At 68.3% G+C, this 24,589-nt stretch carries 28 protein-coding genes; 16 read left to right on the top strand and 12 right to left on the bottom strand.

The window, feature by feature from the left end:
• Positions 1-515: 515 nt before the first annotated feature.
• The 3 genes from ACZ63D_RS39830 (at position 516) to ACZ63D_RS39820 (ending at position 3,280) form a co-directional block, all read left to right on the top strand.
• Entirely contained in the window at positions 516-2,045 is a 1,530-nt protein-coding gene (locus ACZ63D_RS39830) for a S1C family serine protease (RefSeq protein ID WP_465359497.1), read from the top strand.
• 202 nt (positions 2,046-2,247) lie between these two features.
• Positions 2,248-2,667: a Sec-independent protein translocase protein TatB gene (tatB, locus tag ACZ63D_RS39825; RefSeq protein WP_465359496.1), complete on the top strand. Its 420-nt coding sequence runs from the start codon at positions 2,248-2,250 to the stop codon at positions 2,665-2,667.
• A 103-nt stretch (positions 2,668-2,770) separates the two neighbouring features.
• Positions 2,771-3,280, top strand: a complete 510-nt coding sequence (locus tag ACZ63D_RS39820; RefSeq protein ID WP_465359495.1) for a hypothetical protein — start codon at positions 2,771-2,773, stop codon at positions 3,278-3,280.
• Positions 3,281-3,338: 58 nt separating this feature from the next.
• Here the strand turns inward: ACZ63D_RS39820 and ACZ63D_RS39815 are convergent, their stop codons facing one another.
• The 4 genes from ACZ63D_RS39815 to ACZ63D_RS39800 are packed head-to-tail and all read right to left on the bottom strand — an operon-like array spanning position 3,339 to position 7,273.
• Entirely contained in the window at positions 3,339-4,484 is a 1,146-nt protein-coding gene (locus tag ACZ63D_RS39815) for an Mrp/NBP35 family ATP-binding protein (RefSeq protein WP_465359494.1), read from the bottom strand.
• A gap of 25 nt (positions 4,485-4,509) precedes the next feature.
• Positions 4,510-5,007 carry a DUF1003 domain-containing protein gene (locus ACZ63D_RS39810; protein ID WP_465359493.1) on the bottom strand — a complete coding sequence of 166 codons (498 nt, stop codon included), beginning with the start codon at positions 5,005-5,007 and terminating at the stop codon, positions 4,510-4,512.
• The gene (locus tag ACZ63D_RS39805) at positions 5,000-6,310 is read right to left on the bottom strand and encodes a magnesium transporter MgtE N-terminal domain-containing protein (RefSeq protein WP_465359492.1); all 1,311 of its coding nucleotides are present in this window, start codon (positions 6,308-6,310) and stop codon (positions 5,000-5,002) included. The genes ACZ63D_RS39810 and ACZ63D_RS39805 overlap by 8 nt, the downstream gene beginning before the upstream one ends.
• A gap of 57 nt (positions 6,311-6,367) precedes the next feature.
• Positions 6,368-7,273, bottom strand: a complete 906-nt coding sequence (locus ACZ63D_RS39800; protein ID WP_465359491.1) for an aminoglycoside phosphotransferase family protein — start codon at positions 7,271-7,273, stop codon at positions 6,368-6,370.
• 95 nt (positions 7,274-7,368) lie between these two features.
• On the opposite strand from ACZ63D_RS39800, the gene ACZ63D_RS39795 reads away from it, so the two are divergent.
• Positions 7,369-8,253: a slipin family protein gene (locus tag ACZ63D_RS39795; protein WP_465359490.1), complete on the top strand. Its 885-nt coding sequence runs from the start codon at positions 7,369-7,371 to the stop codon at positions 8,251-8,253.
• Here the strand turns inward: ACZ63D_RS39795 and ACZ63D_RS39790 are convergent.
• Positions 8,238-8,819, bottom strand: coding sequence for a DUF4190 domain-containing protein (locus tag ACZ63D_RS39790; RefSeq protein ID WP_465359489.1), 582 nt, complete (start codon positions 8,817-8,819; stop codon positions 8,238-8,240). The genes ACZ63D_RS39795 and ACZ63D_RS39790 overlap by 16 nt on opposite strands.
• A gap of 58 nt (positions 8,820-8,877) precedes the next feature.
• Positions 8,878-9,222, bottom strand: a complete 345-nt coding sequence (locus ACZ63D_RS39785) for a DUF4190 domain-containing protein (protein WP_465359488.1) — start codon at positions 9,220-9,222, stop codon at positions 8,878-8,880.
• Between the two features lie 157 nt (positions 9,223-9,379).
• Between ACZ63D_RS39785 and ACZ63D_RS39780 the strand changes: the two genes are divergently transcribed.
• From ACZ63D_RS39780 to ACZ63D_RS39755, 6 genes are all read left to right on the top strand, one after another.
• A complete protein-coding gene (locus ACZ63D_RS39780; RefSeq protein ID WP_465359487.1) occupies positions 9,380-10,570 on the top strand; it encodes an acyl-CoA dehydrogenase family protein in 1,191 nt (396 codons plus the stop codon).
• A gap of 77 nt (positions 10,571-10,647) precedes the next feature.
• Positions 10,648-11,175, top strand: a complete 528-nt coding sequence (locus ACZ63D_RS39775) for a YflT domain-containing protein (RefSeq protein WP_167442160.1) — start codon at positions 10,648-10,650, stop codon at positions 11,173-11,175.
• Between the two features lie 248 nt (positions 11,176-11,423).
• Complete coding sequence (locus tag ACZ63D_RS39770) at positions 11,424-12,743, top strand: ABC transporter substrate-binding protein (RefSeq protein ID WP_465359486.1); 1,320 nt, start codon at positions 11,424-11,426, stop codon at positions 12,741-12,743.
• Positions 12,740-13,687, top strand: a complete 948-nt coding sequence (locus ACZ63D_RS39765; RefSeq protein ID WP_465359485.1) for a carbohydrate ABC transporter permease — start codon at positions 12,740-12,742, stop codon at positions 13,685-13,687. The genes ACZ63D_RS39770 and ACZ63D_RS39765 overlap by 4 nt, the downstream gene beginning before the upstream one ends.
• The gene (locus ACZ63D_RS39760) at positions 13,687-14,529 is read left to right on the top strand and encodes a carbohydrate ABC transporter permease (protein WP_465359484.1); all 843 of its coding nucleotides are present in this window, start codon (positions 13,687-13,689) and stop codon (positions 14,527-14,529) included. Before ACZ63D_RS39765 ends, ACZ63D_RS39760 begins: the two co-directional genes overlap by 1 nt.
• A gap of 3 nt (positions 14,530-14,532) precedes the next feature.
• Positions 14,533-15,708, top strand: a complete 1,176-nt coding sequence (locus ACZ63D_RS39755; RefSeq protein WP_465359483.1) for an ABC transporter ATP-binding protein — start codon at positions 14,533-14,535, stop codon at positions 15,706-15,708.
• A gap of 64 nt (positions 15,709-15,772) precedes the next feature.
• Here the strand turns inward: ACZ63D_RS39755 and ACZ63D_RS39750 are convergent, their stop codons facing one another.
• Positions 15,773-16,681 (bottom strand): hypothetical protein, encoded by a 909-nt coding sequence (locus ACZ63D_RS39750; protein ID WP_465359482.1) that lies wholly within the window; start codon positions 16,679-16,681, stop codon positions 15,773-15,775.
• Between the two features lie 202 nt (positions 16,682-16,883).
• On the opposite strand from ACZ63D_RS39750, the gene ACZ63D_RS39745 reads away from it, so the two are divergent.
• Together ACZ63D_RS39745 and ACZ63D_RS39740 are read left to right on the top strand one after the other, a co-directional pair.
• A complete protein-coding gene (locus ACZ63D_RS39745) occupies positions 16,884-17,390 on the top strand; it encodes a DUF4265 domain-containing protein (protein WP_465359481.1) in 507 nt (168 codons plus the stop codon).
• A 143-nt stretch (positions 17,391-17,533) separates the two neighbouring features.
• Complete coding sequence (locus ACZ63D_RS39740; RefSeq protein WP_465359480.1) at positions 17,534-17,728, top strand: PspC domain-containing protein; 195 nt, start codon at positions 17,534-17,536, stop codon at positions 17,726-17,728.
• Between the two features lie 76 nt (positions 17,729-17,804).
• Here the strand turns inward: ACZ63D_RS39740 and ACZ63D_RS39735 are convergent, their stop codons facing one another.
• The 4 genes from ACZ63D_RS39735 to corA form a co-directional block, all read right to left on the bottom strand.
• Positions 17,805-18,152, bottom strand: coding sequence for a ClpX C4-type zinc finger protein (locus ACZ63D_RS39735; protein WP_465359479.1), 348 nt, complete (start codon positions 18,150-18,152; stop codon positions 17,805-17,807).
• A gap of 54 nt (positions 18,153-18,206) precedes the next feature.
• Complete coding sequence (locus ACZ63D_RS39730; RefSeq protein WP_465359478.1) at positions 18,207-19,046, bottom strand: chromosome partitioning protein ParB; 840 nt, start codon at positions 19,044-19,046, stop codon at positions 18,207-18,209.
• On the bottom strand, positions 19,043-19,696 hold the full coding sequence (locus tag ACZ63D_RS39725; protein WP_465359477.1) for a metallophosphoesterase family protein: 654 nt from the start codon (positions 19,694-19,696) through the stop codon (positions 19,043-19,045). The genes ACZ63D_RS39730 and ACZ63D_RS39725 overlap by 4 nt, the downstream gene beginning before the upstream one ends.
• Positions 19,697-19,891: 195 nt before the next feature.
• Positions 19,892-20,980 (bottom strand): magnesium/cobalt transporter CorA, encoded by a 1,089-nt coding sequence (gene corA, locus ACZ63D_RS39720; protein WP_465359476.1) that lies wholly within the window; start codon positions 20,978-20,980, stop codon positions 19,892-19,894.
• A gap of 329 nt (positions 20,981-21,309) precedes the next feature.
• Here corA and ACZ63D_RS39715 point away from each other — a divergent pair, with 329 nt between their 5' ends.
• Positions 21,310-21,813: a MaoC family dehydratase gene (locus ACZ63D_RS39715; RefSeq protein ID WP_465359475.1), complete on the top strand. Its 504-nt coding sequence runs from the start codon at positions 21,310-21,312 to the stop codon at positions 21,811-21,813.
• Between the two features lie 30 nt (positions 21,814-21,843).
• Positions 21,844-22,947 (top strand): DUF2332 domain-containing protein, encoded by a 1,104-nt coding sequence (locus ACZ63D_RS39710; protein ID WP_465359507.1) that lies wholly within the window; start codon positions 21,844-21,846, stop codon positions 22,945-22,947.
• A gap of 280 nt (positions 22,948-23,227) precedes the next feature.
• On the opposite strand, the gene ACZ63D_RS39705 is transcribed toward ACZ63D_RS39710, so the two are convergent.
• The gene (locus ACZ63D_RS39705; RefSeq protein WP_465359474.1) at positions 23,228-23,629 is read right to left on the bottom strand and encodes an NUDIX hydrolase; all 402 of its coding nucleotides are present in this window, start codon (positions 23,627-23,629) and stop codon (positions 23,228-23,230) included.
• Between the two features lie 167 nt (positions 23,630-23,796).
• Between ACZ63D_RS39705 and ACZ63D_RS39700 the strand changes: the two genes are divergently transcribed.
• Positions 23,797-23,982 (top strand): hypothetical protein, encoded by a 186-nt coding sequence (locus ACZ63D_RS39700; RefSeq protein WP_009072958.1) that lies wholly within the window; start codon positions 23,797-23,799, stop codon positions 23,980-23,982.
• Between the two features lie 22 nt (positions 23,983-24,004).
• Positions 24,005-24,565, top strand: coding sequence for a PH domain-containing protein (locus tag ACZ63D_RS39695; RefSeq protein WP_037353298.1), 561 nt, complete (start codon positions 24,005-24,007; stop codon positions 24,563-24,565).
• The last annotated feature ends 24 nt before the right edge of the window (positions 24,566-24,589 follow it).

The following is a 24,589-nucleotide window of genomic DNA, read 5'->3' as shown; positions in this document are numbered from 1 at the left end:
TTGCTGTGGGGGTGGTGGGGGCACCCCGAAGTTGATTGTGACGACGGACGGCGGGTGCTTGTCAAGGCGGGAAAGATGCCTTGACAAGCACCCGCCGTCCGCGTTTTTGGCTTCGTATCGGGGTGCGGGGGTGGTGTGGGTGCCTGGTGGGGGTGGGTGCGGGGGTTGCGGTTTGGTGGGTGGGGCGCGGGGCTTGGGTGTTTGGCTGGAGTGAGCTCGCGGGTGCCGAGTTCGCGTCCCAATGTGGCGTTGGGTGCGCGGGCTGCGGTTTGGTGGGTGGGGCGTGTGGCTTGGGTGGCTGGTCGGGGTGGGGGCGCGGCTGCCGGGTTCGCGTCCCAATGTGGCGTGGGGTGCGTTTCGGCTGTGGGTGGGGTGGGGGCCTTGAGGGTCCCTCTCACGCGCGGCGGCGGGGGAAGTGGGCAGGCAACAGGCATTTCACTGCGGTGTGGGCACACTTCTTCCCAGGCTTGGGTATCGTCGACTCCCAGCCGAACTGAACCGCATCCCGGGGAATGATGACCGACCAGCCGAACGCTAATTCTGACCAGTCCGGTGCCGTCGGAACGGACCGGTTGGGGCCTCGGCCGCTTGAGCGGCCTGTGGTCGACCAGCAGGAGGCGGCTGTCTTCGGGCGTCCGCACGGGGTCGAGGGGGCGTTCGACAAGCTCTATACCCCGCCGCCCAACGGGAATGGGCAGAAGCTCAATCTCGCGCCGCCGACGCCGGAGTCGTTGGCGGAGGCGTTCAGCCGGCCCCCGGGGGCGGAGGGGGTGCGGTTGCAGCGGCCGCTCGAGGCCTCCGGGGAGAACGGCGCGGCGGAAGATCCGTTGTGGACTGATGCCAGCGATCCGTGGCGGGATCCGGCGGCGGGGGCCGTGCTGGGTGGGCCCGCGGTCGTTCCGGAGGACGACGACAGCGAGAAGCCGAAGCTGCCCAGCGGCGCGCAGTTGAGCTTGCCTGAGGTGTTGTTCGGGCGGCGGGTGCAGCCGAAGGCGCTGGCGCTGCTCGGGGTCGTCGCGTTGCTGATCGGCGCGGTGGGCGGGCTGGTCGGCTGGTGGGTCGCGGACACCGGGTCCGAGCTGACCGGCAGTGCCACGATTTCCGAGGCGGAGGCGGCCAAGGAGCGGCCGCCGGGGTCGCTCGCGGACATCGCGCGACGGGTGTCGCCCGCGGTGGTTTCGCTTGAGGTGGTCAAGCCCGGAGCGGACAGCGGCGAGCAGGGCTCCGGCGTGGTGATCGATCCGCAGGGATACATCCTCACCAACGAGCACGTGGTCGCGACCGCGGTCGGGGACGCGGCCACGAAGATCACCGCGGTGTTCAACGACGGGACGCGCACCCAGGCCAAGATCGTGGGGGCGGACCAGAAGACCGACCTCGCCGTGGTGAAGGTCAACGTGACCAACCCGGTCGTGATGCAGGTCGGGAAGTCGTCCAACCTGCAGGTCGGGGACGCGGTGATCGCGGTCGGCTCGCCGCTGGCGCTGCAGAACTCGATCACCGCGGGCATCGTCAGCGCGCTCGACCGGCCGGTCACCGCGGGCGGCGACAACGGGGCGGCTCCGGTCACCTACTCGGCCATCCAGACCGACGCCGCGATCAACCACGGCAACTCCGGCGGCGCGCTCGTCGATTCGACCGGGGCGCTGGTCGGGATCAACTCCGCGATCCGCTCGTCGAGTTCCGACGGCGGCAGCATCGGCATCGGCTTCGCCATCCCCAGCGACTACGCCATCAAAATCGCCAAGGCGCTGATCAAGGACGGCAAGGTCAAGCACGCCGACATCGGGATCAACGCGGCCTCGACGGTCGCCGGCTCGTCCACGATGGGCGCGCAGGTGCGCAACGTCGCTCCGGGCGGGCCGGCGGCGTCCGCGGGGATCAAGGAGGGCGACGTGATCACCAAGGTCGGCGACCACGTCGTGCGCGATTCCGCGGAGCTGACCGTCGCGGTGCGCAGCCACGACCCCGGCCAGGTCGTCCCGGTGCAGCTCGCCCGCGACGGCGCGCTGCTGGTGGTGGACGTCACCCTCGGGGCGGACTGACACCCGTTCTTACTGACCCGGCCAAAAGTAGGCCGACCCCCCCCGCGCGGCACGTAACCGTCGCTACGAAGCCATTCGGCCGTGGCTGTGGTCGGGTCAGTAACGATCAGCACAGTAGCTGCCGTGCGACGTTCGGGCCTGCCCGGAGCCGAAACGGCCCGGGTAGTCTTGGGCAGGGCAGCACCGAGCGGAGGTTTCACGGGTGTTCGAGAGTGTCGGCTGGGGCGAGATCCTCGTGCTCATCATCGCGGGGCTGTTCATTCTCGGACCCGAACGGCTGCCGGAAGCGGCGTCCTGGCTGGCGCGGAGCGTCCGCAAGGCGCGCGACTTCGCGACCGGCGCGCGCGAGCAGCTGCGCGAGGAGATGGGTCCTGAGTTCGACCAGCTGCGCAAACCCCTCGAAGACCTCCGCGGCCTGCGGAATCTCGACCCGAAACGGGTCGTGACGCAGCATTTGTTCGACGGGGATTCGGACCCGCTGGGGCTGAACGGGTTCAAGAACGACCTCAACGGTGCGAACGGGTCGAACGGGGCTCCGACGATCAAGCCGCAGACCGCCGTGCCGCAGCCGGAGCCGTTGAAGCCGGGCGAGCGTCCGCCGGTGGACCCGGACGCCACCTGATCCCCGCGGCGGGAACTCCCGGCGGGCCAAGCCGACGCGCGACGCGCTGATCAGGCTGGGTAGCCTCAGGGCATCAGCTCAACCGACCCTGGAGGTTCCCGATATGTCACGCCGTGCGGCTGCGCTGGCCGGAACGATCGCTGCGGCCGCCTTCGCCGTCGCCGGGTGCAGTGCCGACGACGAGCCCAGCACCAAGGCGCCCGCTACCTACACCTCGGTGCCCGCCCCGGCGATGCCTTCCGCGTCGGTGGCCCCATCGAGCGCCGCGTCGAGCGCGCCCGGGAACGGCGGCGCCACCGGTGAGCAGCCGAACGTCAAGCGCGGCGCGGAAACCGGCGAAGCAGGCGTCGACGTGCTGGTCACCGTCGCCTACCAGGGCGGGAAGGTCACGCCGCCGGCCGGGGTCGTCGACGTCAAGGTCGGCAACAAGGTGAAGATCAAGGTGACGTCCGACCAGTCGCAGAACATCGATGTCGAGGGCCTGCCGGACAAGTCGGCTGACGTGTCCGCGAAGAAGCCCGAGGACATCGACTGGACGGTGACCAAGCCGGGCGACACCAAGGTGACGCTCCGCGAATCCGGCGCGCTCCTGGTGACGGTGCACGCCTCCTAAATGAGCGAAAAAGAGGCGTGCACCCGCGAAAGGTGCACGCCTCTTTTGCTGCCCAGGATCAGCGACCGGCGGGGCTGACGTTCAGCATCATCCCGGCGAGCCCGCGCGCCCGGACCGACAGCTGCTTCGCCGCGTCCTTGAGCACCAGCGACGCGGGAGCGTCCGGTTCGGCCAGCACGATCGGCGTGCCCTCGTCGCCCTGCTCGCGCAGCCGCGGGTCCAACGGGACCTGGCCCAGCAGCGGCACCGTGGAGCCCACCGACTTCGACAGCGAATCCGCCACCGTCTGGCCGCCGCCCGCGCCGAAGACCTCGATGCGTTCGCCGTTCGGGGTTTCCAGCCACGACATGTTTTCGATGACGCCCGCCACGCGCTGCCGCGTCTGCATCGCGATCGCGCCCGCGCGCTCGGCCACCTCGGCGGCGGCCTGCTGCGGCGTGGTCACCACGAGGATTTCCGCGTTCGGGATCAGCTGCGCCACCGAAATCGCGATGTCGCCGGTGCCCGGCGGCAGGTCCAGCAGCAGGATGTCCAGGTCGCCCCAGAACACGTCGGCGAGGAACTGCTGCAGCGCGCGGTGCAGCATCGGGCCGCGCCACACCACCGGGGCGTTGCCCGGGGTGAACATGCCGATCGAGATCACCTTCACGCCGTGCGCCTGCGGCGGCATGATCATCGTGTCGACCTTGGTCGGCTTCTCGCGCGCGCCCAGCATGCGCGGCACCGAGTGGCCGTAGATGTCCGCGTCCACCACGCCGACCGACAGCCCGCGCTCGGCCATCGCCACGGCCAGGTTCACCGTCACCGACGATTTGCCGACGCCGCCCTTGCCGGACGCCACGCAGTACACCCGCGTCATCGAACCCGGCTGCGCGAACGGGATCACCGGCTCCGCCGCGTCGCCGCGCAGCGATTTGCGCAGCTCGGTGCGCTGCTCGTCGCTCATCACGTCCAGCTCGACCCGCACGTCGGCGACGCCGGGAAGCTTGGAGACGGCCTTTTTGGTGTCCGCGGTCAGCGTCGCCTTGAGCGGACAGCCCGCGACCGTCAGGTAAATCCCGACGTCGACCACCCCGTCGTCGCCGACCGCCACGTCCTTGACCATGCCGAGGTCGGTGATCGGTTTCTTGATTTCCGGGTCGTACACGTCCTTCAGCGCGGTGCGGACGTCGTCAACGCTGGGGAGCTGCTGTGTACCAGTCACCAGCCCATGGTACGTACTGCCGAGTTCAGCCTTGTTTCGCCTTGCGCGGCTTGGAGTCCACGTCGAGATCGTCGCGCAGCCGGTCGAGTTCGCTGCGCAGGTAGTCGCGGGTCGCGACCTCGCCGATCGCCAGCCGCAGCGCGGCCAGTTCGCGGGCGAGGTACTCGGTGTCCGCCTTGGTTTGCGCGGCGCGCGTGCGGTCCTCCTCCAGCGACACCCGGTCCCGGTCGTCCTGGCGGTTCTGGGCGAGCAGGATCAGCGGCGCGGCGTACGCGGCCTGTGTCGAAAACGCCAGGTTGAGCAGGATGAACGGGTACGGGTCCCAGCGCAGCGACACCGCGGCCAGGTTCAGCGTGATCCAGACGACCACGATGAGCGTCTGCCAGAACAGGTACTTCCCGGTGCCGAGGAACCGCGCGACCCGTTCGGTGAAGCGGCCGAAGGTGTCCGGGTCGATGTTCAGCCGCAGACGGGCCTGACCGCGCGGCTGGTCGAGCCTGCGGCCGGTCCTGAGTTCAGCCACGGTCGGCCTCCTGGAGATCGGCGCTGTCGGCGCCATCGGTGACATCGTGCAGACCGGTTTCGCGCCAGTCGTCGGGCAGCAGATGGTCGAGCACGTCGTCGACGGTGACGGCGCCGAGCAGATGGTCCTCGGCGTCGACGACCGGGCCGCAGGCCAGGTTGTACGCCGCGAAATACCGGGTGACCTCGGACAGCGTCGCCTCCGGGCGCAGCGCGGTGAGGTCGGTGTCCACCGCGCTGGCGACCAGTTCGGCGGGCGGTTCGCGCAGCAGCCGCTGGAAATGCACGACGCCGACGAACCGGCCGGTCGGCGTTTCGGTCGGCGGACGGCAGACGAACACCATGCTGGCGAGCGCGGCGGGGAGTTCGGCGTTGCGGATGTGCGCCAGAGCCTCGGCGATCGTCGCGTCCGGCGTCAGCACGACCGGTTCCGGCGTCATCAGACCGCCCGCGGTGTCCGACGAATACGCCAGCAGCCGTTTGACCGGCGCGGATTCCTCCGGCTCCATCAGTTCCAGCAGCCTGCTCTGCTCAGCGGGGGCGAGTTCGGCGAGCAGGTCGGCCGCGTCGTCCGGGTTCATCGCCTCGAGGATGTCCGCGGCGCGTTCCTCGGCGAGGTAGGACAGCAGTTCCTTCTGGTCGTCCTCGGGCAGCTCTTCGATGACGTCCGCGAGGCGTTCGTCGTCCATCGCGTCGGCGACCTCGTGCCTGCGCTTCATCGGCAGGTCGCGCAGGGTCGCGGCGACGTCGACCGCGCGCATCGTGTCGAACAGCATCAGCAGCTGACCCGCGCCTTGCGGCTGTCCGGCGAGATCGGTGAGCCCGAGCCCGGCGACCTCGCTCCACGGCAGCACTTGCATCGCGGTGCGCCGCCTGCCCAGAGCCAGCCGGGTCGACCGCTCGCGGACGGCGAGCTTCGCCAGCACCCAGTCCCGCGTGCGGGTCGGTTCCATCGCCGCGTCGACCACGGTCACCCGGGTTTCCGCGCCGGTGAGCGTGGCGTGCGCGTCGAGGAGCTGGCCGCACACCAGGACTTCGTTGGGCCGCTGGTGGAAATGCCGCATGTTGACCGAACCGGTGGCGAGGGTCACAGCGTTCGGTTCGATCGAGGTGACCCGCAGCATGGGCACGAACACCCGCCGCCGGGTCGCCAGCTCCACGACCATGCCGAGGATCCGCGGCGGCTGCTGGTCCAGCCGCAGGCCGGCGACCACGTCGCGGACCTTGCCGATCGATTCCCCGTCGGGCCCGAACACCGGCAGACCCGCGAGCTGTGCTGCGTAAACCCGGTTTGTGCCTGCCATGGCGCCGACACTATCGGCTGCCGCCCCGGAGCGCTCGGGCCGCGGCTCGGCGAATTCTCAGCCAGCGAGCGCCCATCGGGTCAGCTCGGGCAGCGCGCCGGCCGACGGTCCGTCGTCGTCCTCGGGCAATCCGCCGAAATCGACCAGGTCCTGGGCGTGCCACAACCGGTTCTGCACCGCCCGGACGAGGGTCCACGCCTTCGCGCGGTCGCGGTCCAGACCGCTCGCGGCGAGCTTCGAGTCCAGTGTGGATTCGCCGAACCGGTTCCACAGCAACGAAAGCGCGCCGTATTCGAGGTCGCCGGCGAGCGGCTTAGGGTCGATTACCAGCCAGGGTTCGCGAATGCCGGACAGCACGTTTTCGTAGTGCAGGTCCTCGTTCACCAGTGCGTTTCCCGCTTCTGGACCAAGGTCCCGGCACACTTCGAGCGCCGCGTCCAGTTCCCGGCGGGGGAGCGGTTCGTCCAGCTCTCGCCACGATTGAGGCAGCTCTTCGAGCAGTTCCTCCGCGACGCCGGACAAAGCGCGGGTGAGCCCGGCGGGGGCGGGCACCGCGAGCCGCCGGGCGAGATCGCTCATGATCTCGACGGCGGGCAGCAGCGGTTCGCCCGCCAACGTCCGGCGGTCGTCGAGCCGCTCCAGCAGCATCGCGCCGTCCTGGGGCGCGGATTCGTGCAGCAGCACCGATCCTCGACCGGCCCATGTGGACAGTGCGAGCGGTTCGTCGCGCGATTCTTCTTCCACCCAGCCGAGTTTCAGCACCACCCGGGAACCGTCCGCGCGCCGGGCGGGCTGGACGACTCCGACATAGCCGTGCCGGGCGGTGTCCTCGAATTCCAGCTCCCACTTCCTGGCGTACCGCTGCGCGAGCGACGGCAGCGACGCGAGCCACGGGACGGCTTGCGGGCCCAGCACCTTGGGGGCGCGTTCGGCGAAGGCGGGCGGGATTTCCCAAACGGTCACAACGCCCATTCTGGTCGGCCGCGCAAACCGTTTCCGGCGGTGTCGCGTGCGCGTACAGTGAACGGATCAGGGTTTGGGCGAACCCGGGAGCTGCCATGATCGTCGAGATTGTCAGCGCAGTGGTCGTCGGGGGCGGCGTTTGGCTCGCTTCCTCCGTGCGCGTGGTCAAACAGTACGAACGCGGGCTGGTCTTCCGGTTCGGCCGGGTGCGCTCGCAGGTCCGGGATCCCGGGCTCGCGTTGCTGTTGCCGGTCGCCGACCGCATGCAGAAGGTGAACATGCAGGTCGTGACGCTGCCGGTGCCCGCGCAGGACGGCATCACCCGGGACAACGTCACGGTCCGGGTGGACGCGGTCGTGTACTTCAAGGTGGTCGATCCGGTGCTGGCCACCGTCCACGTGCAGGACTACCGGTCGGCGATCGGCCAGGTCGCGCAGACGTCGCTGCGGTCCATCATCGGCAAGAGCGACCTGGACGACCTGCTGTCGAACCGCGAACGGCTCAACGAGGGCCTCGAGCTGATGATCGACAGCCCGGCGCTGGACTGGGGCATCCACATCGACCGGGTGGAGATCAAGGACGTCGCGCTGCCGGAGTCGATGAAACGCTCGATGTCGCGCCAGGCCGAGGCCGAACGCGAACGCCGGGCCCGGGTGATCTCCGCGGACGGCGAACTGCAGGCGTCGCACAAGCTCGCCCAGGCCGCCGCGACGATGGCGGACACCCCGGCGGCGCTGCAGTTGCGGCTGCTGGAGACGGTAGTGCAGGTGTCGGCGGAGAAGAATTCGACGCTGGTGCTGCCGTTCCCGGTGGAGTTGCTGCGGTTCCTCGACGCGCGAACCGACCCCGCGGCGAAACCGGCCGCGAAACCGCCGGAGCCGCGGGCATCGGCGGAGTCGTCCCCGGATAAGGACAGCAACGGCCAGGCCGCTCCGCCCGAGAGCGAGGCGAGCGACGTGCCGGATCAGTTGTCGAGGTAGCCGTTCAGGCCGAGGACCAGCAGCGTCACGAAGAAACTTCCCCACAGCGCGACGGTCACGTAGCCGATTACGACGGCTGAAAGCGCCATGGTGCGTCCGCCCGCTTCGTTGCGGTTGGCCTTGGCCAGCGCGACGTGCCCCATCACGATGCCGGGGATGCTGAGCACGCAGGTCACCAGGCCGAGCACCGAGCACACCAGCGCGCCGGTCGCGAGCCCGCTGTCGCTGGTGTTCGGATACGGCTGGTAGGCCGCGCCGTAGGGCGGCGGAGCCGGGAAGTTCTGGTACGCGGGCGGCGGCGCGAACGGATCCGGTTGCGGGGCAACGGGATGCGGCTGCGCGGCGGGAGCCGGTTGCTCGCCGGGCAGTTGCGCGACCGGGCCGGGATCGGGCGCGGTCCAGCCTGGCGGCGGAACCAGCGAGTCAGCCTCCGAAGTGGACGAGACGGCGTCCGCCGGAGCCTCGTATGGCGCGGGATCGGCGGTGGCCGGCGCCTCGTACGGAGCGGGGTCCGCGGTCGGCGGCGGCTCGTACGGCACCGGGTCGCGGTCGGGCGGAGTGGTCATCGGGGCTCCCTCGAGGTGCCGGATTCGAAGGACGACGCTACCGGGAATCGCCTCGGCATCAGCGGAAAATCCCGGACTGGGCCAGCGCGTGCCAGATCAGCGGGAGCGCGATGGCCCAGACGACCAGCGCCGCGTACCCGATCACGAACCCGGCGAGTCCCAGCGCGCCGCCGGTGCCGCGGCCGCGGCGGGCCCGGGAGAACGCGACGTGCCCCATCACGATCCCCGCGACGGCCATCGGCGCGCACAGCACGAACCCGGCGATCGAGCAGATCAGCGAGCCGATCGCGAGTCCCGCGCCGGGCAGCGGGCCCCGCGGCGGATAGGGCTGGTGTTCGTACGACGGGTGCTCGTAACCGTCGTCCGAACGCCGGCCGGCGGGCTCGTCGCTGCCCTCGCTCATCGGGATCCTTCTCGCGGTTTCGGGTGGACCCGCAGCCTAACGGGGGAAACCGTCTCCCGGCGTGAGCACCCTCATAGCCGCTCGGGCGGGAACCAGTCATACTCCCCGGTAACCCAGCGCCGGGAGCCGGCGTCGCCCGCAGTGAGGAGCTGAGCCCATGGCTCGTTTGGCCCGGACCGCCGGCCTGACCGACGTGCAGCAGGAAATTCTGTCCACGGTGCGCTCGTTCGTGGACAAGGAGATCATCCCGCACGCGCAGGCGCTGGAGCACGCCGACGAGTACCCGGCCGAGATCGTCGAGGGCATGAAGGAGATGGGCCTGTTCGGGCTCACCATCCCGGAGGAGTACGGCGGCCTCGGCGAATCGCTGCTGACCTACGCGCTGGTGGTCGAGGAGATCGCGCGCGGCTGGATGAGCGTGTCCGGCGTGATCAACACTCACTTCATCGTCGCGCACATGATCACCCGGCACGGGACGCCGGAGCAGAAGCAGCACTTCCTGCCCCGGATGGCGACCGGCGAGGTCCGCGGCTCGTTCTCGATGTCGGAGCCGGACCTGGGCTCGGACGTGGCGGCGATCAAGACCCGCGCCCGGCGCGAGGGCGACGACTACGTGATCGACGGCGCGAAGATGTGGCTGACCAACGGTGGCTCGTCGAACCTGATCGCGCTGCTGGTGAAGACCGATGAGGGCGCCGAGAAGGCACACCAGAACCTCACGACGTTCCTGGTCGAGAAGCCGTCCGGGTTCGGCGAGGTGCTTCCCGGGCTGACGATCCCGGGCAAGATCGACAAAATGGGCTACAAGGGCGTCGACACCACCGAAGCGGTGTTCGACGGCTTCAAGATCGGCGCGGACAAGGTGCTGGGGAACGCGCCGGGCAAGGGCTTCTCCTACATGATGGACGGCGTCGAGGTCGGCCGCGTGAACGTCGCCGCCCGGGCCTGCGGGATCGCGATCCGGTCCTTCGAGCTGGCGATCGCCTACGCCCAGCAGCGCTCGACGTTCGGCAAGCCGATCGCCCAGCACCAGGCGATCGCGTTCAAACTCGCCGAGATGGCCACCAAGGTCGAGGCCGCGCACCTGATGATGGTCAACGCCGCCCGGCTGAAGGATTCCGGCGCCCGCAACGACGTCGAGGCCGGCATGGCGAAGCTGATCGCCAGCGAGTACTGCGCCGAGGTCACCCAGGAAGCGTTCCGCATCCACGGCGGCTACGGCTACTCCAAGGAATACGAGATCGAACGCCTGATGCGCGAGGCCCCGTTCCTGCTGATCGGCGAAGGCACCAGCGAAATCCAGAAGACCATCATCAGCCGGGGCCTGCTGCGGGAGTACAAAGCCTGACCCTCGTCTCGCCGGAGTTCGCGCGCTCGGTCGGTTCTTGACAAGATGGAACCCCGCGGACCGGACGAGCGCAGGTGATGATGGTGAGCAGTCCCTTTGGTGGCGGTCAGGGCCCGGCCGGGCTGCCGCGGCTCCCGACCCCGCCCACCGGCTGGCCGATCGGGTCGTATTCGACCTACGGCGAGGCGCAGCAGGCGGTCGATTTCCTGGCCGAAAGCGAGTTCGCGGTCACCGACGTGACGATCGTCGGCGTCGACCTGATGCTGGTCGAACGCGTCATCGGACGGCTGTCGTGGGGCCGGGTGCTCGCCGCGGGCGCGATGTCCGGCGCGTGGTTCGGCCTGTTCGCCGGGCTGTTGCTGGGGATGTTCGTCAACCAGGGCGGATTCACCCTGCAATTGCTGACCGGCCTGGTGCTGGGGGTGCTGTCCGGGCTGGCGTTCTCCGCGATCGGCTACCGCGCCTCCCGCGGCCGCCGCGATTTCTCCTCGGCCAGCCAGCTCGTCGCAGGCCGCTACGACGTGCTGTGCCAGCCGCGCAGCGCGGAACAGGGCCGCGAGCTGCTCGCCAAGCTGGCGTTGCGGCCGCCGCCCGCCACCGCCTGAGCACCCGCGGGACTTTTTCACCCGTCTTCCCGATGGTTCGCGCGCACCTGGCTGAATCGTTACCGACCCTGCTTGCGGCCGGTGATCGCCGGGCATAGGTTGTCCGACACCGGTTGGCCGGTCGTGTCCTCCAGCGCGGCCTGCCGGCAACTGGCACGTCGGGGTGCTGGCTCGGGTCCGCCTCGTCGCGGCGTGCTGTCTGGGGGCGGTGCCGAAGGGTGCCGTGTGCACAGGGCGAGGAGGCTTGGATGGGGAAGAAACGGCCCAGCGGAAAGAAACGAGGACCTACGCGCGCGGCGGCATTGCTCGCCGCCGGTCTGGTGAGCAGCGGCGTGCTGGCCGGCTGCGGAACGGCTTCCGGGACGACGGTCAACGTCTACTACTCCCCGGAGGACCATTTCCAGACGGTCGTCGACAACTGCAACAAGACCGCCGCCGGGCGGTACCGGATCGTCTACAACAAGCTGCAGCGCGGTTCGGACGACCAGCGGATCCAGATGGCGCGCCGGCTCGCCGCGGGCGACACGTCGATGGACGTGCTCGGCCTCGACGTCACCTGGGTCTCGGAGTTCGCCGAGGCGGGCTGGGTCGACGAGTGGACCGGGCAGAACAAGGCGGCCGCGTCCGAGGGCGTGCTCAAGGGCCCGCTGGAAACCGCGACGTACCAAGGAAAGCTCTACGCCGCACCGAAGAACACCAACGTGCAGCTGCTCTGGTACGACGACCGCATCACCCCGACCCCGCCGAAGACGTGGGACGAGATGATGCAGATGTCGCAGCGGCTCAAGAGCGAGCACAAGCCGTATTCGATCGTGTTCACCGGCGCGCAGTACGAGGGCCTGGTGGTCATCTACAACACGCTGGTCGAATCGCTCGGCGGGCACATCCTGTCCGACGACGGGAAATCCGTGGTGATGGACGAGGGCGCGGTGCAGGCGCTCGAGCTGCTCAAGAAGGTCACCTCCTCGGGGATCACCGACCCGTCGCTGACGAACCAGAAGGAGGACGACGTCCGGCGGACGTTCCAGCGCGGCGGCGCCGCGTTCGAGCTGAACTGGCCGTTCGTTTACGCCTCCTACGCCGAGGAAAAGCCGCAGGACCTGGCGCACTTCAAGTGGGCGGTGTATCCGCAGGCGAAGGCGGGCATTCCATCGAAGAGCACGATCGGCGGTTTCGACCTGGCGGTGAGCGCCTACTCGCAGCACAAGCCGGAAGCCTACGAGGCGGCCTTGTGCTTGCGCAGCAAGGAAAATCAGAAGGTGTCGGCGATCAACGACGGGGTGCCGCCGACGATCGAATCGGTGTACCACGACGACACGCCGCTGGATCCTTCGAAGCCCGCTTCGGCGGACAACCCGAACATGGCCGAGAAGTACCCGATGCGCGACTCCATTCTGTCCGCGCTGAAAACCGCCGCGGTACGGCCGCTCACGCCGGTGTACCAGAACCTGTCCACGGTGATGTCGAAAATCATCTCCCCGCCGTCGGCGATCGATCCGCAGGCGACCGCGCAGAAAATGCGGGAACAGCTCGATGACGCGCTCCAGTCGAAGGGAGTGATCCCGTGACCGTCCAGGATCCCGCCGCGACCACCCACGAAGCGGCGCACCGCAAGGGAAAGCCCGCGCTTTCCGAGGGCAAGAAGGCGGAACGGCGGCTCGGGCTGTGGCTGTGCGCGCCCGCGTTCCTCGTGATGATCGCGGTGACCGGCTACCCGATCATCTATTCCGTCTGGCTTTCGCTGCAGCGCTACGATCTGCGGTTCCCGGCGAAGCACGAGTTCATCGGCTTCGACAATTACGCCGCGGTCCTCACCAATTCCTACTGGTGGACCGCGTTCGGCACCACGATGTTCCTCACCGTCGTGTCGGTGGCGATCGAATTCGTGCTCGGCATGGGGCTGGCGCTGATCATGCACCGCACGCTCGTCGGCCGCGGACTGGTGCGCACCGTCGCGCTGATCCCGTACGGCATCGTGACCGTGGTGGCCGCGTTCTCGTGGTATTTCGCGTGGACACCCAAAACCGGGTACCTGGCGAACGCGCTGGGCGAAGGGGTCGCGCCGCTGACCGACCAGTGGCCGTCGCTGTTCATCATCATCCTCGCCGAGGTGTGGAAGACGACGCCGTTCATGGCGCTGCTGCTGATGGCCGGGCTGGCGCTGGTGCCGGACGACCTGCTCAAGGCCGCGGCGATGGACGGCGCGACCGCGTGGCAGCGGTTCACCAAGGTCATGCTGCCGGTGATGAAACCGGCGATTCTCGTCGCGCTGCTGTTCCGCACGCTCGACGCGTTCCGCATTTTCGACAACATCTACGTGCTGACCGGCGGCGCGCAGGACACCGGATCGGTGTCCATGCAGACCTACGACAACCTGGTCAAGGGGCTCAACCTCGGGATCGGCTCCACCATGGCGGTGCTGATCTTCATCACGGTGGCGATCATCGCGTTCCTCTTCATCAAGGTGTTCGGCACCGCCGCGCCCGGCACGGACGACGGGGGGAAGCGCTGATGGCTATCGGAGGCACGGCCACCACTGGCCGCAAGGTCGGCTGGGGCCTGCTGGACATCCTGGTGCTGGTGTTCGCGATCGTCCCGGTGCTGTGGGTGCTTTCGCTGTCGTTCAAGACGAAAGCGACGCTCACCGACGGCAATTTCATCCCGACGGAATGGACGCTCAAGAACTACGCGGACATCTTCCAGACCACGGAGTTCCTGCACGCGCTGGTGAACTCGATCGGCATCGCGGTGATCTCCACGGTGATCGCGGTGGTGCTGGGCACGATGGCGGCCTATGCGATCGCCCGGCTGGATTTCCCCGGAAAGCAGCTGCTGGTGGGGCTTTCCCTGCTGATCGCGATGTTCCCGCAGGTATCGCTGGTCACCCCGCTGTTCAACATCGAACGCGGACTCGGCCTTTTCGACACCTGGCCGGGGCTGATCCTGCCCTACATCACGTTCGCGCTGCCGCTGTCGATCTACACGCTGTCGGCGTTCTTCCGGGAAATCCCGTGGGAGCTGGAAAAGGCGGCGAAAATGGACGGCGCGACACCGGCCCAGGCATTCCGGAAGGTGATCGCGCCGCTGGCCGCGCCGGGCGTGTTCACCACCGCGATCCTGGTGTTCATCCTCTGCTGGAACGACTTCCTGTTCGCCATCTCGCTGACGTCCACCGAGTCGTCGCGCACGGTGCCCGCCGCGTTGTCGTTCTTCACCGGGTCCTCGCAGTTCGAGGACCCGACCGGCCAGGTGTGCGCGGCTGCGGTCGTGATCACCGTGCCGATCATCCTGTTCGTGTTGTTCTTCCAGCGTCGCATCGTGGCGGGGCTGACGTCCGGTGCGGTGAAGGGCTGACCCATGGCTGAAATCGTTCTCGACAAGGTTTCCAAGCGCTACCCCGACGGCGCGCTCGCGGTGTCCGAAGTGGACATCACGATCGCCGACGGCGAGTTCATCATCCTGGTCGGCCCGTCCGGCTGCGGGAAGTCGACCACGCTCAACATGGTCGCCGGGCTGGAGGACATCTCCTCGGGCGAACTGCGCATCGACGGCAAGCGGGTCAACGAGAAAGCGCCGAAGGACCGGGACATCGCGATGGTGTTCCAGTCGTACGCGCTGTACCCGCACATGAGCGTGCGGGAGAACATGGCGTTCCCGCTGCGGCTGGCCAAAGTGGACGACAAGATCGTCCGGTCCAAAGTGGAGGAAGCGGCCAAGATCCTGGATCTGACCCAGCACCTCGACCGCAAACCGGCCAACCTGTCCGGTGGCCAGCGGCAGCGGGTAGCCATGGGCCGGGCAATCGTGCGCAACCCCAAGGCGTTCCTGATGGACGAGCCGCTGTCCAACTTGGACGCCAAGCTGCGCGGGCAGATGCGTACTTCGGTGTCGAAGATCCAGAAGCAGCTCGGCACGACCACGCTGTACGTCACGCACGACCAGACCGAGGCGATGACCCTCGGCGACCGGGTCGTGGTGCTGCGAGCCGGGTACGTACAGCAGATCGGTTCGCCGCAGTTCCTCTACGACAACCCGGCGAACCTGTTCGTGGCCGGGTTCATCGGCTCGCCGTCGATGAACTTCGTCCCCGCGACGCTGGAAAACGGCGAGCTGCACAGTTCGCTGGGCACCACGCCGCTGACCGACCGGGTCCGCCGGATGGCCGAAGCGGCGAACGCTCCGCGCGAGGTGATCCTGGGCATCCGCCCGGAACACTTCGAGGACGCCGCCCTGGTCGAAGCGGGCCGGGAAGGAGCGACGTTCACCGCGCACGTGGACGTGCTGGAGTCGATGGGTTCGGAGAAGTTCGCGCACTTCACGGTGGACGGCGAAGCCGCGACCTCGGCCGAACTGGCGGAACTGGCCGCGGACAGCGGTTCGGCCGACGTCCCCGGCGCGGAATCGCTGATCGTGGCCCGGTTGTCGGCTGAATCAGCGGCGGCGGAGAACCAAGATCTGCAGATGTGGTTCGACGCGGACAAGGTGAAGCTCTTCGACCCGTCCAACGGCCGGAACCTCACCTACGCCGACTGAGCTCTCGGTCCGTGAAGGGCTCCTTGCGGGAAGCTAATTCCCGCAAGGAGCCCTTCACGGACGTTCAGGGAATCCGCGAAAAGACTGCCGCCGCGGCGGTGCGGGCCGCGGGGCAAGCCGCGTCCCCGCCCGCACCGCTGGTGTCGACCACGCTTACCGTCGCCTGCTCCGCGCGTCCCGGCGTGGCAGGGGAGGGCTGCACCGTCCGGACCCGGCAGAACGCCCCGTCGGCCGCCACCCGCGCCACCCGGTTGCCGAGCGTTTCCGATGGTCCCGCCGGAGCCTGCCGCACCACCGCGAACTCCAGGCTCACCTTGTCCAAGATGCAGGAATGCCCGGCGAGCCCGGCCGTCGCCTCGCCGCCCGGTGCCCCGGACGCGCCGAGAATCGCGCAGGAGTCCACCCGCCCCCACGACCGGTCCGGCAATTGCGGATGCCGCACCCGATTGCCGGTCACCGCGTCGAGCACCCCGCCCACCACGTCGTCCGCGGCCGCGCACCGGTCCTCGGCACTGCCGCGGTCGTCCCGGTCGGTGATCGAAACGGCGAGCCGGACCCCGTCGGCGAACGTGATAGCCCGCCCGCACGTCCGATCGGGCACGAAACCGGCCTGCTGCACGGAAACCCCGTCCGGCACCTTGCCGGGATACGCGTAGGCCTGGACGTTGGGGTCCCGCTCGGCGGCGAGCGGTCCGACGGTGACGGTCCGCGGCCGCCCGGCCTGGACGAAGTCGGTTTGGCACGCGGTGAACGAGGAATCAGGCGTGTCGGCGGTGCTGTTCTTGAGCCGCTTCGGGTCGAGGAGGCTGCAATAGTCGAGCGTGGCGAAGTCCCCGAGCGCCGCGATCGCGGTCAGGGGCACCGGCGTGGACTGCGCCTGCTCCGTCGTCGGGGCGGACTCCGCGGAACATCCAGCTGTCGTGGCGAGCACTACCGAACAGCCGACGGCGAGGACTCCGAGTGGGTTACGCACGGGGTGCAGTATCACCGTGGGTGGCGAAAAATCCAGCCCTCGTCGGGAAATCCCACACTTCGCTGCGTCATCACCGCTGGTCGGGCGGTTCTTTGGACGGAAAATGGACACGACGGGAGCCTTGCCGGGTGGTCCGCGGCTATGCCAGCCGGGTGGGGAAGCCGCGTGTCCGCTCGGGCGAAGGCGATGGCAAGCTTCGGCGGTGCCTGAGCAAACCCGCGATTTCGATCAGCCGACCCACGTCAAGGTCGTGTTCGACCTGCCTTCCGACGGCGACGGTTGGCCGCCGTTCAGCAGCGAGGGGCTGTGGGCGGTTCCGCTGGACCGGCCAGACCAGGTGCGGCTGGACAACGTCCCGTGGTTTGCCCGCGATGCCGCCGAGGGCGACGTTTTCCGCGTCGAGCGGGACGAGGAAGGGGTGCTGCGGCCCGTCGAACGGGTGGAGTGGTCCGGGAACTGCACGATCCGGATGATTGTCCGCTCGGACGGTCCGTTCGCGGGCGATCTGGGCCGCGTACTCGACCATTTCGCCGCGTTCGGCTTCGAGGGCGAGCGGTTCGACCAGTTCAGCATGGTCGGGTTCACTGTGCCGCCGGAAGCGAACCTCGCCGAGGCGAAACGGGTGCTCGAAGCAGGTCGAGCAGACGGTTCTTGGGCTTACGAGGAAGGCTGCGTCAGCCGCGAATGGCATGCGGCTGGAGAGCGCTGACCTGCGAGTTCCCGCCCCAACCCCGATTACTCCCCCGTGCCGAACCCCACCCCCTTAAGGGTCCGGATCGTCCCGCGGAGCGATGTGCTCCGGCTCCGGACGTGGTGCCATGGAGGCACGAACCCAAACGGGAGGGGAACACGATGACCGCACCTGTCACTCACCGGCTGAGCCGGCCGCGAGAGGGGCGCATGATCGGCGGCGTCTGCGCCGGGCTTGCCCGTCGCTTCGGGACCACGCCGGGCAAGATCCGCGTGCTCGCGGTGCTGTCGTGCCTGCTGCCGGGGCCGCAGTTCGTCGCGTACCTGATCCTCTGGGCCATCATCCCCAGCGACTGAGCAGGCGAACGAGCCGCTTCGCCCAGACCATCGAGAGTGATCGGCCCCCTCCTGCCGCGCGGGAGGGGGGCCGTTCTCATTTCTGCTCGGCGGAAAACCGCTCCCAGGCCGACTGCCGCGTCACGCCGAGCGCCTCGCCGATCCGCGCCCACGCCACCCCGCGCGTCCGCAGCAAATCCACCTGTTCCTGGATCCGCGCGTCCGTCTGCGCGCTCACCTTCGCCATCCGCGGGATGCTTTCCAGGATCTCCTCGTCCGATTTCCGCTCCCACAGCGTCACCTCGGGCGTCCCCGGCTCGTGTTTTCCGGCCAGGATTTGCTGGCACAGTCCGACACAGCCGTCGCAGATGTAGACCCCCGCGCCGGCGATCAGCTGGGCCACCTCTTCGGCCGGTTTGAGACAGAACGAGCAGTACGAAGTCATCAGCTACCTCCCGGTGTCAGGACTAGCCTGACACGTCAGGAGGCTCCTGACAAGTCACTGCTGGGAGCGCAGCGTCTCGATGACCTCCTCGTCCCAGCGATGCGTCCGGATCAGCCGGTATCGCTCGCACGCGACCCACAGGTACGCCTCGGCCTCGGTGCGGTCGCCGATGAGATCGGCTTGCCGCAGCATCGCCACCACCGGAGTGAATTCCTCGTCGAACCAGCGCTGCGCGATGGTCGCGCGGTCGGTGAACCGGCCTTCGTCCTGCATGAGCCGGAAACCCCACGCTTCGACGTGTTCGCCGAGCTGGGCGTAGTTCCACGGATCCGTCACCAGCACCGAAGCCCGGGCATGCCCGGACAGCGGGACTCGTTCCAGGAACAGCCGCCGGTAGTCCTTCACGATCAGGTCGCCGCGATACCGGATGCCGCTCGGGTTCAGTTTGGTGCGCACGACCGTCACCGAAGCTTCTATTGTGGACAGTCCTTGCGCCAGCGCGACCGAAACCCGGTGGTGGCCGTCGATGATGAAGTGCAGTTCGCCGACCCGGTACACCTCGATCGGCGGGATGGCCTCGCCGCGGCGGGCGGCCAAGGCGAGCCGTTCCCAGCGTTGCCGGACCCGGGCCGACGTCGGGCGGAACCGGCGGTCGAAATCGCGGCTGCGGTCGACGGTGCCGACGATCGAGTCCAAGGTGATCACCCGGGTCCCGATCCGCGCCTCGCTGACGTAACCGAGTGCCTGCACCACTTCGTGGAACGGCAGCATGATGTTGACGTCGTCGGGTTCCCGGCGCAGCCACGTGGAAAGCCGCGACAGCACTTGCCGCCGCCGGGCTCGCAGGAAGTCGTTTTCGGCGTCGGCGCGCGGGAAACCAGTCGGTCGGGTCATCGCGGGAACTCCATCACCTGATAGCCCACCACATTGCGGATCCGGGTGCGGCCGGCCACGCGGTCGGGCACCGGTTCGCCGTGCGGGTGGATGTGTCCGTGCAGCAGCCAGTGCGGCCGCAGGGTTTCGATCGTGCGGTGCAGACAGGTGAAACCTTGGTGCGGCGGGTCTTCGCGGTCGCCGAGATGCCGCGGCGGCGAATGCGTCAGCAGGATGTCGATTCCGTTGCCGTCGCGCCATTTCCGCCACCGGAAGCGCCGCTCCAGCCGACGCGCCCGGCGTGCCTGCTGCCGTTGCGTCCACTGGTTCGGGCCGTCGCGGTAGCGGATCGAACCGCCGAGTCCGGCAATCCGCAGCCCGGCGACGTCGACGATCCGGCCGTCGGCGTTGATCCCGCCCGCGGGGCCGGGCCATTCGGCCGGGAAACCGTCCTTCATGGACAGTCCGCCGTAGCGGGTGTAGCCGCTCAGGTCCGGATCGTGATTGCCCGGAACGAACACGCACGGCACGTCGAGCATGCCGGCGAGGAACTCGAGATACGCGAACGGCAGATCGCCGGCGGCGACGACGAGGTCGACCCGCAGCGAGCGGACCGCCGGGGTCCACAGCCGCTCGTCGGCCTCGTCGGCCACCACCAGCGCTTTCGGCATGCGCCAAGGTTACGGCGCACGCGGCGTCACTTCATGCCGTGCGCGAACCCGGGGTTGAGCGCGATCATCGCGACGATGCCGACGATCCAGATGAGGCAGAGGGCGAGAGCCCAGAACTTGAGGTTGGACAGCAACCGGGACATGACGAGACAAACCTCCTGCAACCGGGGGAAGAAAAGGGGACCGCGAGGGCGGCTACAACCAGCCGTTCTTCCGGAATATTCGGTACAGCAGCAGACAGATCGCGAGAATGATCGAGACCACGATCGGATAGCCGAACTGCCAATGCAGTTCGGGCATGTAGTCGAAGTTCATGCCGTAGATGCCCGCGACCATCGTGGGCACCGTGATGATCGCCGCCCACGCGGTGATCTTGCGCATGTCGGTGTTCTGCTGCAGCGAGATCTTCGCGACGGTCGCGTCGACCAGGGTGCTGAGCAGTTCGTCGAACGCCGCGACGCGTTCGGAGACAGTGGCGAGGTGGTCGGCGACGTCCCGGAAATACGAGCGGACCTCGTCCGGCACCAGCCGCGTGTAGCCCTCGGCGAGCCGCGACACCGGCGTGGCGAGGGGGACCACCGCGCGCCGCAGTTCGAGCACTTCCCGCTTCATCAGGTAGATCTGCTCGGCGCTCACCGACGAACGCGGCGCGAACACCTGCGCCTCGATCTCGTCGATGTCCGCCTCGATCCGGCTGGTGACCTCCAGGTAGTGGTCGACCACGTGGTCGGCGATCGCGTGCACGACCGCCGCCGCGCCGAGGGAAAGCCGCTCCGGGTCCTCGTCGAGGTCACGGCGCAGCCGAGCCAGGCCGGAGTGGTTGCCGTGCCGGACGGTGATCACGAAATCGCGGCCGAGGAACACCATCAGCTCGCCGGTTTCCACGATCTCGTTCGCCGTGGTCGGCGACTGGTGCTCGACGTAGCGGACTGTTTTCAGCACCAGGAACAGCGTGTCGTCGTAGCGTTCCAGCTTCGGCCGCTGATGCGCCTCCAGCGCGTCCTCCACGGCCAGTTCGTGCAGCCCGAAGGTCTCCGCGATGCCCTGGATCTGGTCGGAATCGGGCTCATGCAACCCGATCCAGACGAAACCCGCGTGCCGCTTGCGCACCTCGCGGATCGCCTCGGCGTGCGTCCAGCGCCCGGGCAGCCGCTTGCCGTCGACATACACCGCGCAATCGACGACATACGCCGACAGCGGCACCGGGATCGGCCGGTCGAGATTGGCCTTGGCCCGGTTGTTGCCGCGGCCGCGAAGGCCGCCAAGCGAGGGAATGGCAGGCATGGTTTCTCCTGGGCAGGCGTCGTGGAACACGAAGACGACGGCCAGGCGGACTGCGGGGTCCGTCCGGCGGCACCGTGAGTTCCCGGACGCGGGCCTACCAGGAGCGGAAAAGGCCGGCCGGCGAGGCGGGAACGCACGTACTACTAGGGAGCGGACTATCACCACTGCTCATGAGCGGTCCCTCACCTCCTTTCGGCCGGGGCACGTCGTGACGTGCGACGTGGCGGGGGTCGCGTTGACGCGCGATCACCGATGGTCGAGGGTACTCCTCACCACGGATACGTGTCGCACCTGGTTCGGCAGGTGTTACCCGGACAGGAGGCGCAAGCGTGCAATTCGGCCGGTATTACGAGGAGTTCGAGGTCGGCGCGGTCTACAAGCACTGGCCCGGCAAGACCGTCACCGAATACGACGACCATCTGTTCTGCCTCATCACGATGAACCACCACCCGCTGCACCTGGACGCGCACTACGCGGGCGAGACGACCGATTTCGGTAAGAACGTCGTGGTCGGCAACTACATCTACTCCTTGCTGCTCGGCATGTCGGTGCCCGACGTGTCCGGAAAGGCCATCGCGAACCTCGAGGTCGAATCGCTCAAGCACGTGAAGCCGACTTTTCACGGCGACACGATCTACGGCGAGACCGAGGTGCTCGACAAGACCCCGTCGAAGTCCAAGGACGACCGGGGAGTGGTGTATGTCGAGACGCGCGGGTACAAACAGGACGGCACCATCGTGTGCGTTTTCCGGCGCAAAGTGATGGTGCCGAAGCGGTCCTACGGCGACACCCGCGGCGGGGAACAGCCCGGCCGTCCGACGCCGCACGAGTGATCGATCCGCCGAAGGGGAGCACGGGTGGCCATCGCCCTGGAGAAGATCAAGCAGACGCTGCGCAAGTTCGCCGAGGTGGAGGCGCGCGGGGTTTCGCCGCTGTATGACCACCTCGCCACGAACGCGGCCGAGGACGACGACGTCGCCGCGCTGCTGACCGACGCTCGCGGCGGCGAAGCGCGCGGCACCTTGTTGTTCGCCGCCGCGCACCGGCTGGTGCAGGCGGATCCGATCCATCCGCTGTCGCGGTATTACCCGTCGGTGGGCGGTTTCGACGGTGTCGACAGCGAGACCTGGCCGTTGTTCCGCTCGTTCCTGCTGGAGCGCGCGGACCAGGCCCGCGAGCTCATCTCGACCCGCTACACGCAGACGAACGAGGTGCGGCGCGCGGCTCTGCTGTACCCGGCTGTCACGGCGGCGGCGAAGGAAGCGGGCGGCAAGATCGCGCTGCTCGAGGTCGGCTGCAGCGCGGGATTGCTGCTGGGGCTCGACCGGTTCGGCTACCGCTACCAGTGCGACGGCGGCGAGCAGCTCACGGCCGGTCCGGCCAAAGCCGCGGTCGGGCTGCACTGCGCGATCGACGTCGCGCCCGGCGCGAAGTTGCCCAAGCTGCCCAAGAAGCTCGCGGTGGCCGCCCGCGCGGGCCTGGACCGGGCTCCGGTGGACCTCTCGGACGAGGACGAGCTGGCGTGGCTGGAGGCGTGCGTCTGGGCGGACCAGGTCGACCGGATCCGGCTGCTGCGCACGGCCGCCGCCGAACAGCGGAAGCACGCGCCGGAGCTGATCGCCGGGGACGCGGTGGACGACCTGGCCTCGGCGGCGTCGCGGCTGCCCGCGGAACTGCCGTTGGTGGTGCTGACCAGCCACGCGCTGGCGTATCTCGGGGACCGGCGGGCGGATTTCGTGGCCGAGCTGGCGCGGTTGTCCTCGTCGCGGCCGGTGTGGTGGGTGAGCCAGGAGTTCTACCGGGCCGGGCTGGAGACCGTTCTGCCTGGCCGGGACGATCTCGCGGCGGGTTCCGAAGAGCCCGCGATGGCGGTCCTCGGGCTGACGACCTGGGTGGACGGGAAACCGGAGGCTCGCGCGCTGGCCCGGACGGCACCGCACGGACAGCGGATGACCTGGCTGCCCTGAGCTGTCTCGTGCGTGGCGATCGCGGTTCTAGCCGTGACCGCCCCGCACCGCGTCCTCGGCGCCGTGCGTAACCTGTGTCACATTCACCCCATCAGTCACATCGCTTCGCAGTGGCGGAGGCACGGCGACTGATGCGCGTCCGGCGATATCGAATACGCGTTCCGTGCCTTTTCCGTGCTCATCGTGGATCTATGAACGATGGGGAAACTTTCCGACAACTCCGCAATCCGTTCCGATTCGCGGACGCGGCCGCGCGGAATGCGAAAATGACCGCTACGAGTTACGCGGCGGGCAATGCATTCCAGTCACGCAAAGTCACCATGAGCTGGTCCACCAGGTGGCCCGCTTCGTCCAGATTGACCAGCTCGGTCGAATTGACCCAGCGCGCGTCCGTGGCGTCGTCGCCCGCGGTGAGGATTCCGCCGGTCCACGTGCATTCGTAGTCATGGATGTCGTAGCGGCCGCGGAGGACCGAGCCGGTCAATGTGTGCGGTCTCACGTCGAGCCCGGTCTCTTCGCGAAGCTCCCGGACCACTGCCTCGTAGTCCGTTTCGCCCGGTTCCACCCGGCCGCCGGGCAGCGACCACAGGCCTTTCCCCGGTTCGTTCGCGCGCCGGATGAGCAGGAGTCTGCCCTGGTCGTCGAACACGATGCCGCCGACGCAGCGTTCCAGGCCGTCCATGCCGCGAAGGTAGCCGACCCCGGCCGTACCCCCTAGCGTCCGAGAAGCTGTACACGGAGAGTAGCCGTACGGTACACTTCGAGCGCCTGGCTGACCCATGCGCGGGACTTTCCTCCCGCGTGAGTGGTCAGTGCGGTACAACGTAGAAAGTCAGTTTTCCGGGTGTCATGGAAGAGACGGGATTGATCGCTGTGAACGCGAAGAAGCTTGCGGGACTCGTGGGTATCGCGTTGGTGCTGTTCTTCGTGATCGCCCAGCCGGGCCATGCTGCTGGTCTTGTCAGCAACATCGTGGAGTTTCTCCGCAGCTCGGCCGAATCGGTGATCACGTTCGTCAGCAACGTCTTCCACTGAGGACAGGGGATACCCTCGACCCATGTTCGCGCCACGCGACCCTGACGAGTACCTCCTCGACACCGAGCGGCGGGTCATCCGGATCCGCCGCCACTGGGCGGTGCTTCTCTGGGACACGTTCGAGGCGGCCGCGCTGCTGATCGTGTGCGTGCTGGTGTCGTATCTGCTGCCGCCCTCGCTGTGGGTGGTGCAGAACATCCTCTGGTACGTCGCGCTGGCGGTGGTGCTGCGCTTCGCCTACGTGATCATCGAATGGTGGGTCGAGCGCCTGGTCGTCACCGACAAACGGTTCGTGATGACCACCGGCGTCTTCACCACCAAGGTGCTGATGATGCCGATCAGCAAGGTCACCGACCTCACCTATCAGCGTTCGGCCTGGGGCCGGATGCTGGGCTACGGCACCATGGTCGTCGAATCGGCCGGGCAGATCCAGGCGCTGAACCGGATCGACTACCTGCCCCGGCCCGAGGAGTTCTACGACACGATCTCCGAGCTCGTGTTCGGCGACAAGCAGAAGCAGGCCGAACGGTTCTCGATGATCAAGGCGCAGCGCGCGGCGCGGGGCAAGAAGCCGGTCGGCTGACCTCAGCGCGCGTCGGCACTGGTC

It is taken from the genome of Amycolatopsis sp. NPDC104775, from assembly GCF_055583325.1.
This window is presented reverse-complemented; position numbering and strand designations above follow the sequence as displayed.